The sequence below is a fragment of the Zhongshania aliphaticivorans genome, from assembly GCF_902705875.1.
Lineage (GTDB): Bacteria > Pseudomonadota > Gammaproteobacteria > Pseudomonadales > Spongiibacteraceae > Spongiibacter > Spongiibacter aliphaticivorans_A.
This window is the reverse complement of record NZ_CACSIK010000001.1, coordinates 1,391,377-1,403,628: the sequence shown is the minus strand read 5'-3', so window position 1 is coordinate 1,403,628 and position 12,252 is coordinate 1,391,377. Positions and strand designations below refer to the sequence as shown.

Annotated in this window: 11 protein-coding genes; 2 read left to right on the top strand and 9 right to left on the bottom strand. The window is 45.7% G+C overall.

Features of this window, described 5'->3' with window-relative positions; translation table 11 throughout:
- Nucleotides 1-170 precede the first annotated feature (170 nt).
- Entirely contained in the window at nucleotides 171-1,778 is a 1,608-nt protein-coding gene (nadB, locus tag AELLOGFF_RS06370; RefSeq protein ID WP_159267886.1) for an L-aspartate oxidase, read from the top strand.
- A gap of 8 nt (nucleotides 1,779-1,786) precedes the next feature.
- Here nadB and AELLOGFF_RS06365 read toward each other — a convergent pair whose 3' ends face one another.
- Nucleotides 1,787-2,236 (bottom strand): protein YgfX, encoded by a 450-nt coding sequence (locus AELLOGFF_RS06365; RefSeq protein WP_159267885.1) that lies wholly within the window; start codon nucleotides 2,234-2,236, stop codon nucleotides 1,787-1,789.
- On the bottom strand, nucleotides 2,199-2,459 hold the full coding sequence (locus AELLOGFF_RS06360; RefSeq protein WP_159267884.1) for a succinate dehydrogenase assembly factor 2: 261 nt from the start codon (nucleotides 2,457-2,459) through the stop codon (nucleotides 2,199-2,201). The genes AELLOGFF_RS06365 and AELLOGFF_RS06360 overlap by 38 nt, the downstream gene beginning before the upstream one ends.
- Before the next feature lie 127 nt (nucleotides 2,460-2,586).
- Here AELLOGFF_RS06360 and AELLOGFF_RS06355 point away from each other — a divergent pair, with 127 nt between their 5' ends.
- On the top strand, nucleotides 2,587-3,627 hold the full coding sequence (locus AELLOGFF_RS06355) for a YgfZ/GcvT domain-containing protein (protein ID WP_159267883.1): 1,041 nt from the start codon (nucleotides 2,587-2,589) through the stop codon (nucleotides 3,625-3,627).
- A gap of 35 nt (nucleotides 3,628-3,662) precedes the next feature.
- Here AELLOGFF_RS06355 and AELLOGFF_RS06350 read toward each other — a convergent pair whose 3' ends face one another.
- The 7 genes from AELLOGFF_RS06350 to AELLOGFF_RS06320 form a co-directional block, all read right to left on the bottom strand.
- The gene (locus AELLOGFF_RS06350) at nucleotides 3,663-4,505 is read right to left on the bottom strand and encodes an SDR family NAD(P)-dependent oxidoreductase (RefSeq protein ID WP_235035731.1); all 843 of its coding nucleotides are present in this window, start codon (nucleotides 4,503-4,505) and stop codon (nucleotides 3,663-3,665) included.
- Nucleotides 4,506-4,516: 11 nt separating this feature from the next.
- Complete coding sequence (locus AELLOGFF_RS06345; protein ID WP_159267882.1) at nucleotides 4,517-6,040, bottom strand: flavin-containing monooxygenase; 1,524 nt, start codon at nucleotides 6,038-6,040, stop codon at nucleotides 4,517-4,519.
- Nucleotides 6,041-6,043: 3 nt separating this feature from the next.
- Nucleotides 6,044-7,045, bottom strand: coding sequence for an alpha/beta fold hydrolase (locus AELLOGFF_RS06340; protein ID WP_159267881.1), 1,002 nt, complete (start codon nucleotides 7,043-7,045; stop codon nucleotides 6,044-6,046).
- Complete coding sequence (locus tag AELLOGFF_RS06335; RefSeq protein ID WP_159267880.1) at nucleotides 7,042-7,905, bottom strand: metal-dependent hydrolase; 864 nt, start codon at nucleotides 7,903-7,905, stop codon at nucleotides 7,042-7,044. Before AELLOGFF_RS06335 ends, AELLOGFF_RS06340 begins: the two co-directional genes overlap by 4 nt.
- 114 nt (nucleotides 7,906-8,019) lie before the next feature.
- Nucleotides 8,020-8,946, bottom strand: coding sequence for an alpha/beta fold hydrolase (locus AELLOGFF_RS06330; RefSeq protein ID WP_159267879.1), 927 nt, complete (start codon nucleotides 8,944-8,946; stop codon nucleotides 8,020-8,022).
- Between the two features lie 66 nt (nucleotides 8,947-9,012).
- On the bottom strand, nucleotides 9,013-9,678 hold the full coding sequence (locus AELLOGFF_RS06325) for an START domain-containing protein (protein ID WP_159267878.1): 666 nt from the start codon (nucleotides 9,676-9,678) through the stop codon (nucleotides 9,013-9,015).
- A 55-nt stretch (nucleotides 9,679-9,733) separates the two neighbouring features.
- Nucleotides 9,734-12,211: a TonB-dependent receptor gene (locus AELLOGFF_RS06320; RefSeq protein WP_159267877.1), complete on the bottom strand. Its 2,478-nt coding sequence runs from the start codon at nucleotides 12,209-12,211 to the stop codon at nucleotides 9,734-9,736.
- Nucleotides 12,212-12,252 lie beyond the last annotated feature (41 nt).

Here is a 12,252-nt window from a genome sequence, read left to right as displayed (position 1 = left end):
CGAGGTTAAAAGAAGTTCTGTCATTATGTCCCTTTTCAGCATATACCCCATTAGTAATGGCGCGTATGCAGGCAAATATTGGTAAGGCGTCTTTCTATCAGTATACTTTGCGCCAATTTACATCTTGAGCGGCATATTATAGCTGCTCGGCGGCAGGAGCAAATAACAATATGACCCACTACCATTCACACGACGTTCTAGTGATAGGAAGCGGCGCCGCAGGTCTTACACTCGCACTACAGCTCGCCGACTCTGCTCACATTGCCATTATAAGCAAAGGTGAGATGGATGCCGGCTCAACCTACTGGGCCCAAGGTGGCATTGCCGCAGTACTGCATGAGGGTGACAGCGTTGATGCCCATGTTGCTGACACCGTAACCGCTGGAGCACAATTGTGCCACGAAGACAGTGTACGCTTCACCGTCAAAAACAGCAGCGACAGCATAAAATGGCTACTCACCCAGGGGGTGCAATTCAGTCTCTACGAACAACGTGAGGATGCTTTCCACTTAACGCGCGAAGGCGGCCACAGCCAACGCCGGATCATTCATGCCGCCGACGCAACCGGACGAGAAGTTTCTACAACACTAACCAAGCGTGCCAAAGAAAATTCGAACATTGAAGTCTTTACCCGCCACGTTGCTGTCGACTTAATTATCTCCCAACATCGCTGCCACGGCGCATACGTGCTCAATAGAGACAGTGGTCACGTCGAATTGTTCCACGCAAAAGCCATCGTATTAGCTACCGGCGGCGCAAACAAAGTCTATTTGTACACCAGCAACCCAGACGGCGCTAGCGGCGACGGCATTGCCATGGCATGGCGCGCAGGCTGTCGAGTAGCTAATATGGAGTTTAATCAGTTTCACCCAACCTGCCTTTACCACCCAAAAGCGAAATCTTTTCTCATAACTGAGGCCATACGCGGTGAAGGCGGCAAACTCATCTCCGCTACGGGTGAACGCTTTATGGCAAGATATGATGAGCGAGGCGAGCTTGCGCCTCGCGATGTCGTTGCCAGAGCGATAGACCACGAGATGAAACGCTTAGGAAGCGATTGCGTCTACCTAGATATCAGCCACAAATCTCCAGAGTTTATTCTCGAGCACTTCCCTACCATAAAAGCTCGCTGCTTAGAGCTGGGAATAGATATTACACGCGAGCCTATTCCCGTTGTTCCCGCCGCACATTACACCTGCGGTGGAGTAATGGTAGACCAACATGGCCACACCGACATCCCCGGCTTGTACGCGGTCGGCGAGACCTCGTTCACTGGATTGCACGGCGCAAACCGCTTGGCAAGTAATTCTCTATTAGAATGCTTTGTATACGGCGCTTCTGCAGCTTCTGACATTCGCATGACATTAGCCGATTCACCGCCCCCAAAAATCGCGCCAGCATGGGATGAATCACAGGTAACCGACTCTGACGAAGATGTGGTCATCTCCCATAATTGGGATGAATTACGCAGATTCATGTGGGATTACGTCGGCATCGTGAGAACAAACAAAAGACTACAACGGGCATTAAACCGCGCTGGGTTATTACAGCAAGAAATTGCAGAATATTACTCAAACTATAAGGTCAGCAACGACTTACTTGAACTCAGGAACCTCGCCATGGTTGCCGAGTTGATTATTCGATCTGCAATGCAGCGCACAGAGAGCCGAGGCCTACACTACACCCTAGATTACCCCGAACAACTCGACGTTGCTAAAGACACCATCCTGACCCCGGACAACTATTATCACAACGACAAACATCCCAACCCGAAGTAATTATCGGACTAAGACTCGCGGGTAAAATTAACAAGACATCGCAAACGCCGATATTGTTCTTTATCGAGGCTATCGGGCAATATCGGCACAGATAATATTCCCGCACTTATGGTCTTAAAACGCAACAACATCCCAAATGGCAGCACAACGCGGCTAACACACTCCACTCGATCTATCATTGACACCGTACCATGGCGAGCGCCCATATAGATACGCCAATGATTTTCTGCAAAGATTAGCCTAATAACCGTGCGCCGGCGTAAAAAACCAAAATAGGATATTAGATAATAAAGTAAACTCATCGCGGCCAGCCACGACAGCGCCAAAGCAACAAAAAGTGGCAATGCGAGAAATCCACTCGCAACAACAATGCAGTGAAGCGCTATAAAATAAGCACTAAGCCAATTAGATGGCTTAAGCCTAAGATCGAGGGGTTTTGGCGAACGTGTTGATATCATCGACTATCATCGCCAAATCAGCATCGACTGGGCGTTCTCTGCCTAAGAACCAAGCGAATAACTCGGTATCTTCACTTTCCAACAAACGGATAAAACGCTGCTGATCATCCTCATTTAAGGTCCTAAAACGGTGCTCAACATACGGCACCATAACCAGATCCAATTCCAACATGCCGCGACGGCAGGCCCAGCAAATACGCTTGAACTCGTTTTCCGAAACCATTATTTTCCACTTCGTAACCGCAGCCTACATTACGCAGCTGCAAAAAAGCGTATTATAGCGACATTCAAAGCGCATAGTCATATCGACCACCCATGAAACAAGAGCAAACATATATTTCAGAGACCCTATGAATACATTTTGGCAGTTTTTAAACGAACAATACCCTGAAAGTTTTATTTCTAACGACCGTTACTGGAACGTTGGCTCAACAGACACCAATGTAGATCAAGACTGTACAATCAGCGCGCTAAGCCAATATGGCTTTCTCGCTATTACCGGCCCTGACGGCAGTAAGTTTCTCCAAGGTCAAACTACCTGTGACTGGCGTAATGTCGATGTCGATAATGCTACGCTTGGCAGCTACTGCAATATTAAAGGTCGGATGGTGATTAGCTTTCTCGGTGGCACGCTGAAAAATGAAGAAATATTACTGCGACTTCATGCCGATACCGCTGACTCTGGGTGTGAGACCCTTGCCAAGTACATTGTATTTTCAAAAGCCAAAATTAAAAATGCGACAGACGAGTACGTCGCCTTGGGGATTTCCGGAAAAAAAGCAAAAGAATTACTATTAGAGCAGTTGGGTATGGCACCAACTGCAGCCATGAAGCAAGTCACCAATGGGCAAGCCATTATTGTTCAACTAGATGACGACGGCGAGCGATTTGAATGCTGGGCAACGGCCGAAACGGCTACAGAGCTTTGGCGTCAACTCGGCACGACAGCAACAACCATAGATTCGACTCACTGGGAAGCTCAAAACATTCAAGCAGGATTGGGCGAAATACGCGCGAGCACGCAAGATACCTTTATTCCTCAAATGCTAAACTACCAATTAATAGGCGGCGTTAGCTTTACCAAGGGATGTTACACAGGGCAAGAAGTTGTCGCCAGAATGCAGTATCGAGGAAAATTAAAACGACGCCTGTATCGCGCAAAATTACCACTCAACGGCTCCTTCCCCTACTCAGCTGGCGCCGACATCTTCAGCGACAATTCATCACAAAGTGTTGGAAATTTAGTATCAGCGAGTCATTCCGCACAGGAAATTAACTTGCTTGCAGTAATAACAGAGGAAGCTGTAGCGCTAAACAAGCTCCACTTCGCGAATGATAGTACCCACTTGCTGATAGAAGACCTGCCCTACCTTTCAACCGCTAGCGAATAATACAAACCTCGATATTTACCAAAGACCGAAGCGCATTAAATGCGCTTCATCACCATTTTGGCTCCCATATTCATTATCGGTACCAGTAGGCGGTCATAACTACTAGGGAATAATCGCTGTACGATATCTATTAACTTAGCATCGCCACCAATCAGTACTCGCGGTTTAGATTTACGCATACCATGCATTATCACGGACGCCGCTTTCTCGGGAGAGGTTGAGGCTATACGGCTAAACAAATCGGCGGTTTTAGCAATATCGGCATCATTACCTGTAATCGAATTTAAATGCCGACCGTTCTTAGCAATATTGGTTTTTATTCCACCAGGATGAACAGTAACCACTTTAACCGAAGTGCCCCTCAAGTCTTGACGTAAGGATTCCGAATAACCGCGTACAGCAAACTTTGCCGCGTTGTATGATGATTGCGAAGGCACCGACACTATGCCAAACAATGAGGAAATATTAACAATACACGCCTCTGGACGAGCTAATAACTCAGGCAAAAATGCCTCAACACCGTTAATCACTCCCCAGTAATTAACGCCAAACAACCACTCCATTTGCTGACGAGGCTGACTAGCTGCATGACAGCTCAATGCAACGCCTGCATTATTAATAATGCCATCGACAGCACCGAAATGAGATTTTACCGATGCCGCCCACGCTGTCATCGCCGCGCCATCACTCACATCTAAGGGAGAAAGTAATAGCTCTGCCTCTCCGCCGTATTCCCGAAGCGGCTGCAAGTTAGCTTCTACGATATCTGATGCCGCTACCTTTGCACCCGCTGCCCGCAAGCCAATCACTAAAGCCCGACCAATACCCGAACCGGCCCCAGTAACTGCAATAATTTTATTGTTAAAATTTTTCATCATTTACCTCAAAATTAACTGGCAGCAACGGCGTTAATATCAATATCTTCAACAACACAATTAGACACCGAAATATGTTTATATTCTGCTGCTGAAAAATGGCGCGTTGCCAATCGATACTGCCAAGAAAAGCTCGGCCATAAGGTTGTATTTTTACCGTCTTTGGTTAAGTACCAGCTATTGCAGCCAGAGGTCCACGTAGTTCCTTTAAACCGCTCTTGAATATCGGCATTAAACTCACTCTGCACCATAGGTTTAAGATCAAAATAAACATTAGAAGTACGGCGCAAAGTTTTTAAATATTTCAATATATAATTGATTTGTGATTCTATATAGAAAATAACAGATGTATTTCCTGGACCCGTATTCGGTCCCATGACGTAAAGCAAGTTAGGGTAACCAGACACCGTTATTCCCTTATAAGCTTCACTGCCAACTTCCCAATCTTTTTCAAGCAATCGACCATCAAGGCCCCTAATCGGCATGGGCGCGCCAGAAACCGGCACCTTAAACCCAGTTGCAAACACGATGGCATCAACCTCATGCCGCTTACCATCTCCGGTGCAGATGGCTGACTCATCAACTTTACTAATGCCTTCTACGCAAACCTTCACATTATTTTTAATAAGCGAGGGATAATACTCATCAGATAATAAAACCCGCTTACAACCCATGGCATATTTTGGCGTTAATTTGTCTCGCAACGTTGGATTACCAACCACCTTGCGAAGATAACGACGCCCCAGCGCCTCACCAAAACGGGTCAAAAAACTGTCCCACATAAACGCTGGAACCACACTTTCGGCAAGCATATATTGAAAGCGACGAACTATTTTTTGGATTAGCGGCCATCGTCGATAGAGACGCTGCCGAGCCGCACTAAGAGGCTTGTCAAACTTAGGCATAACCCAAGGTGGCGTCCGCTGAAACACGTGTAGAGTTTCGACCTCTGGCTGAATAGAAGGAATCACTTGTATCGCGCTAGCACCTGTACCAATCACCGCTACTCGCTTATCTTTCAAGCTAAAGTCTTGATCCCACTCGGCGGTATGCATGACCTTGCCCAAAAATTGATCCAGACCTTCAATCTCTGGATATTGCGGCACATTGAGCGCACCAATAGCCAGTACCACAGCTCTTGCTTGACGAGAACTGCCATCAGAAAATGTTAAATCCCATAAGCCACTTGAGTCACAAAAAGCCATTTCAGATACCGTGGTATTAAAACGTATCTTTTCGCGTAATTTGTGCTTATCGGCACAGTGAGATAAATAACGATGAATCTCTCGCTGAGGCCCAAACGTTCGCCCCCAGTCGGGATTGGGCTCAAATGAAAATGAATACAGATGCGAAGGAACATCGCACGCCGCACCGGGATAAACATTGTCGCGCCAAACGCCACCCACATCGTTAGCCCGCTCATAAATCACAAAATCATGGAGACCCTGTTGCTGCATACGGATCGCCAGCCCCAAGCCGCCAAATCCGGCACCAATGATTGCTACTTCTGCAACCACACTACCCTTATCATTATTCATTATTTAATCTACCTTTGTTCTAGCCCGCCAAAAATCAGTTACAACTCTCGCGGTTAAATCAGGCTCTTCTATCATAGGTAAATGACCCACTTCAGGTAAGATCATTGCCTTCGCACTGGGTATCTGCTCGCAAAACTGATCAGCACAGCTCACGTTTAAAACTTGATCGGAATCGCCCCACAACACCAAGGTTGGTGCTGTTATCTCAGGCAAACTCAAATAAGTGTCTTTTAGCGAATCCACCAAATGCGAAAATATAAAATCATTAACCCGTTTGCGATGACTCATCGCTCCAGCCATAAAAAGACTTAATACCAGCCCCAATAAACGATGCCGACGATGAAAGGCAATCTCAAACACCTTAAAGGTATCTCGGGGCACACTGGGTGATAAATAATTAACGCCGGCCGCCAAGCCACTTTCCAATTGACTAAGATACTTAGCGGGAGCACCTGCGGCGTTCATCAAACACAATGTGTCAACCAGTTTTGGATGACGCGAGGCAAGCTGGGCTGCAATCGCACCCCCCATAGAGCTACCAGCAACATGGCTTTTCTCAACACCTAGCGCCTGCAAAAACGCTGCAATACGATCAGCTTGAGCAGCCATTCGATAATCAGCCGTAGGCTTGAAATCACTGTCACCAAACCCTGCCAAATCCGGTACTAGCAAGTAATAATCGCGCCGCAATTTAGCGGCTAGATAACTCCAATTTTCCTTGCTTGCCCCAAAACCGTGAAGCAAGACAACAACCTGTCCAGCGCTATTGCCACCCGCCCAGTAACAAACATTGTGATCGCCAATTAAAACCTTTCGTCGCTTCAAGCCTGACTGCAACCCCATCAAAGGCTGCAGACGTTGCCACAAGGAAGTTTCCGGTTTCCAATCAGCCAATGTTGCGTGATCAATATCCGCTAAGGGGGTATTTAAATATTGCTCACGCATTTCATCGAGCTGCCCCAAAACTGCAGCTTTTTGAGCGATAGGCTCTACAGTGGCATTCATGCCGCAGCACTCGCCCCAGAAGTATCATCACTAAAGGTATTCACTTGATCAACCAAAGAGTCAATTCCGTCTAGATAATGTGCGTTGTCATGATCCCAGGGGTGGAAGCCGGGCTTAAAATAATCAAGCCAAGGCAATATCGTGCCACGTAAAAATCCAGGAGAGCCCCAAAGGAAGTTCATTGCTTTAACCCATCCAGCGATATTAAACAGCTGACCGTCCTTGCGCACCAAGCCAATATGAAAAGGAATAACCATTATCCAAAATATAGTTGTTGCCATAATTAATGCAGTGCAACGTTGGATATAGCCTAATATCCCGCCACCCAGCACCTGCTGATACAAATCATAGGCAACGGCTTTATGCTCTGTCTCTTCCATTGCATGCCATTTCCACAAGGCGCCATACCGCGGTTCTGCACCCTCAAGAAAACGCGGATTACTGAGCACCATATGGGCCAGAATCGCCGTTAAATGCTCCAGGGCAATCGTTCCTGCAAGCTGTGATGCCTTTGGCGTGAATTTGGAGAAAAACTTTAACAAGCCAACTACAATGCGACCATATCGATCTGCTGGCAGGCCCTTCTCCACCAAAGCATCGTTATATTCTTCGTGTTCACGTCCGTGCATAGCTTCTTGACCGATAAAGCCACGCACTGATTGTTTTAACTCGCCATCTTTAATTCGGTCACGGTAGTGACGCACACTATCAATAAAGAAGCGCTCTCCATCAGGAAAGAAAATCGACAATGCGTTAAAGAAGTGGCTGATATGCGCACCACCAGCATGCCAGTCGCCAATTCGCTCTTTTGGTAAGTTAAATTCAAGATTACGTCGCACCGGCTGTATTGTAGCTTTCATAGAGCATCCCCTTATGAATCATTTTTATATGTAACATCAGCTGGTGTAACATTAATCTTGACATCAATTAATGTCAAGAACTTTAGCGGCTAAATATGCGCTCAAAACACCAATTCAATCTGATAGCCCATTTACAAAACCCCTGACCAATTCTGCAAGCTCATCCGGATGCGTTAACGGCAGCCAATGCCCGCCATTAATATGACAAATACGGTTATTTGGGGCCCACTTAGCGATATCCCGATAAAGGTCGGGGCTTAAAAAATGATCGCGAGAAGGAATAATCAATTGAACAGGCACATTTGTATCGCGCTGCCTGGGCCTATAAAATCTAGGCAAGCAATTGGCTTTATACAGCCCCATCCCATTCACACCATCACGTCGACGCTGATGACAATCAGCATTACCGCCGCCATCAACAGCAACACCCTCAACAAACTTAATTATTCTTGCCCACTGCCGCCCAAGTAGGTATCGCCACAGCAATGCCGGTAAAAGCGGAAGATGAAAAAACCAGATATACCAAGATCGCAGCAACTGATTAAGCACAGCAGGAATACCACTAAGTTTTGAGTTTCTACTTCGAAACCAATGGCCAACATGATCCAAGCAAGGACCCGATATAGACGTATAAGAAAGTATACGCGTCTGAAATTGCGTACTGCTTACCGATTCCCAACTCTGGACGGATCCCCAATCATGGGCGATTAAATGAAACTTTGCGCGACTACAGAATGTAGTTGTCACCGCGTCTAGATCACCTTCTAATTTTTCTAATAAATAACCATCACGCTCTTTTGGCGTTGACGATAAGCCTGCGCCGCGAACATCGTATCTAATCACATAAAACTGTGTAGCTAGCAATGCTGCTAAAGCGTTCCAAACACTGCTGTTATCGGGGTAACCGTGCACCAGTACAATATTTGGGTTTTGTGGATCACCCTGACAGTAAACTGCAAGATCGACCTCTCCAGATGAGCAGTACTGAGGTTCAGGTAAACTTGCGTTATTATTCCCCCCCTCAGAACATTGCTCTAACACCCCTCACCTCCCCATAAAATATAATTAGTTAGCAGTAACTTTGCTGAACACTATGATGTCAGTTAATTAAAAAGGGTTAAAATTTTCATACTGGGGCTGACTTACGACCTGAGACATTGCTTTTAATGTTTCAAATGGATTATCTACAATCATGGCATTAACGAGACTTGAGGGTAATTTTCCGACGGGCTCTAGGTGCAATTGAAAAATCACTTTGGTATGCCCAGCATCGAGAGGTGTTAACTCAAAAAAACCAGCTACCTCTGTGACTCTAACGGCATCTGACTTTTTAGGAATAATCGCTTTTGCTTCAGCTGGAAGCATGTCCTCCTGAACCCCCGTCAGGGTAATTGTAGTTACACGGGTTTCAGGATCTTGGGATATTTCATTGCGTAAAATTAACTCGCGGTCGGTGGCCGGCCAGGGAAAATCATTAATCATATATTGATAGCGGTCTAATAAATTGTGTTTATAAAGCAACTGAGGATTTTTACAATTAAACATCCAGTTAACAAAACCAGCGGTATCATCAAGCACTGCCATTAATTGATTTAGCTCAGCATTAATTACCGTCTCACCACGAAATGCTTTGTAATTGGAGCCAGCCACCTCGGAAGTAAATACCTTAATTCCAGATTTATTTTTCTCTAATTTCCACTCAGTAGCGGCTACCGAGAAACTCGAAAATATGGCTAACACCAAACAAAAAAACTGAGCTTGAAACTTTTTCATGCACTCTCCTGTTAGCGACAAACATGGGCCACACCAAGGGTAGCCCACGGTTAAATTACTGAATCCGATAAGTAAACTGTAAAGCCACAGATCTTGGGGGCTCTAAAAATGCAGTGTGGCTAGTGGCGCCAAATATGGTTTTCGACAATGGCGTATCAGCGGCATAAACAACAATCACTTTATCCGTTAAGTTTTTACCCACCAAGGCCAATTCCCACTGCTTATCGATAGCACCTAAACCAATGCGACCATTAACCTTAACAAAGCCATCCTGCTCAACCCTCGGATCAAGATTTGAAGACGGGTTATAATTATCAGTAAAAACAATATCCAAACCCAAACCTATCCCCAAGGTCGGACTAATTGGGCGAATATATCCAATTAAAAAGGTACCCGACCAATCAGCCACATACTGGTTGCTCATACCTGTGTAATCGCAACTCATGCCATCCGAAGAGGTTGGCGCTTGATCTTGTTGGCATTGACCATTTTCAAAATCAGTAAATTCAAAATCCAATAACGCGAGGGCACCACCAAAACTTAAGTAATCGGTCACTTGCCAGCGACCATCCATCTCAATACCCATGGTAACGGCCTCTTCGGCATTGCCTACATTAAAGCCGAGAGTCCCGTCAAAAATACTGATTTGGAGGTCATTGTATTGGGTATAAAATGCTGCAATATTAAATTCAGCCGCGCCATCAAATAAGCCCGTCTTCATCCCCAACTCCAAGCTTCTTGCCTCTTCCTCTTCGTATTCAAACGTGCCAATTAATACCTGCTGATTAGCAATAAGGGCATTGGGGTTACGCGGGGTAGGATCCGCACTTGGTGACATATTTGAGCGTGCATCAAAACCGCCAGCCTTATACCCTTTGGTGGCTGTAAAATACGCCATGCCGTCGTCAGAGAAATCCCATTGAATATTTAAAAGCGGAGAGAACGATTTTTCAGTTCGCTTTCCTTCAAGATCATGGCGCTCAGCCGAAAAAGTAATGGCAGACACCGTATCTACTTCACCTATAGGCAAAACATTGCCATCCAAATCGGCAAATTCAAGCTTTCGGCTACCTGTCTTACTTTCATAAGTACCGCGACCGCCTAACGTCAGGCGGAAATTATTCCCCATATGGAAAGTTGCTTGTAAAAACCCAGAGAAAATATTCGAAGTACTCAAGAACTCGCGTGGCGCGGTAATATCAGCTACAGCATTACCCGCATCACCAACACCCACCAACTCTTCTGGAGATGCACTAATCTGCAACGGATCAATATCCCCACGTCCGCCAGCTTCCATTAAATCGGCCGCATTCAAAAGCTGCACAACGGTTGATGAGTCTTGAATTAATTTATCGCGGAAATCGAGTTCATTGCGCTGCATATACACACCACCAATATACTCAACATCTTGATCAGCGGGTGACACCCAGCGAAACTCTTGGCTGTATTGGGTATAGTCTTCAGCCAGTGCTAATTTAAATAATTCTGCTGCGGTAGAATCACAATCACAAAGGTCGTTATAGGTATAATTAAGATAACCTGTAATAGAGGTAAACTCATGGCCGCCATCAGTAATCCGCGTTAAATTGGCAGTAAAATTAAAGGTATCGTTATTGCTGTAATCACCGTTAGAAGTACGCTTGTAATCTTGATAATTATTCAACACCGAATCATCAATATTGACGTCGACCACGCCAGGAAACTGCGTGTTATTGAGGATTTCAGCCTCTGTCTTTCCGGTAAATAGAAACACATCCGAGGTAGACGGCTCATCGTTAATAATCTCGGCTTGACGACCTAAACTGTCAAACGTTCCCGTCTCAATTTTAGCTAGCAATGTGGTGCTATCATCAATCTCCCAGGCAGCTTTTAATCGGTATGTTGCTTGATCATATTGAGGCTCGTCACGATCTAAAAAGATATTTTCTACAAAGCCCCCATATTCACGCAAACGTGCTGAAAAGCGTAAACCTAACGTGTCAGTCAATGGGCCAGACAGCATAATGTCCGCAACTTTTTCATCGTATTCTGGTTCATATAACGCTGAAAATAATGCTTCAAAATAATCAGAGGGATTAGCCGTAATCAAGTTTACAGCACCGGCAATGCTATTTTTCCCGTGTAAAATATTTTGCGGTCCACGCAATACTTCAACACGCGCCAAATCAAGAAACGGAGCTCGCGCTAACTGGGCTCTACCATAGTAAATACCGTCAACATACATACCCACCGATTGTTCAAAGCCCTGATTCATTCCCGTGCCAATACCACGAATAAATATATCGGTACTGATGCCACTCTCAGTAACTGTGAGGTTGGGGACATAAGCTTGGAGGTCTTCCATGCGGTTAATGCCCGCCTCCATCATTTTCTCCCCGCCAATAGCGCTAACAGACACCGGCACATCTTGAAGATTCTGAGCCCGATGCTGGGCAGTGACGACCACTTCCTCCAGCATTGCGGCCATTGACGCAGATGAAAACAAAGAAAAACTGGCGAGACAGAACCACGTTGGCGTATTGCGTTTACCCATAACTAAAGACCTACCATTATTTTATTGTTATACTACATGCA

Coding starts and splice junctions, on each gene's coding strand:
- AELLOGFF_RS06335 (WP_159267880.1), bottom strand. CDS start 7,905: ATGAAAGCTACAATACAGCCGGTGCGACGTAATCTTGAATTTAACTTA.
- AELLOGFF_RS06355 (WP_159267883.1), top strand. CDS start 2,587: ATGAATACATTTTGGCAGTTTTTAAACGAACAATACCCTGAAAGTTTT.
- AELLOGFF_RS06365 (WP_159267885.1), bottom strand. CDS start 2,236: ATGATATCAACACGTTCGCCAAAACCCCTCGATCTTAGGCTTAAGCCA.
- AELLOGFF_RS06340 (WP_159267881.1), bottom strand. CDS start 7,045: ATGAATGCCACTGTAGAGCCTATCGCTCAAAAAGCTGCAGTTTTGGGG.
- AELLOGFF_RS06345 (WP_159267882.1), bottom strand. CDS start 6,040: ATGAATAATGATAAGGGTAGTGTGGTTGCAGAAGTAGCAATCATTGGT.
- AELLOGFF_RS06360 (WP_159267884.1), bottom strand. CDS start 2,459: ATGGTTTCGGAAAACGAGTTCAAGCGTATTTGCTGGGCCTGCCGTCGC.
- nadB (WP_159267886.1), top strand. CDS start 171: ATGACCCACTACCATTCACACGACGTTCTAGTGATAGGAAGCGGCGCC.
- AELLOGFF_RS06325 (WP_159267878.1), bottom strand. CDS start 9,678: ATGAAAAAGTTTCAAGCTCAGTTTTTTTGTTTGGTGTTAGCCATATTT.
- AELLOGFF_RS06320 (WP_159267877.1), bottom strand. CDS start 12,211: ATGGGTAAACGCAATACGCCAACGTGGTTCTGTCTCGCCAGTTTTTCT.
- AELLOGFF_RS06350 (WP_235035731.1), bottom strand. CDS start 4,505: ATGATGAAAAATTTTAACAATAAAATTATTGCAGTTACTGGGGCCGGT.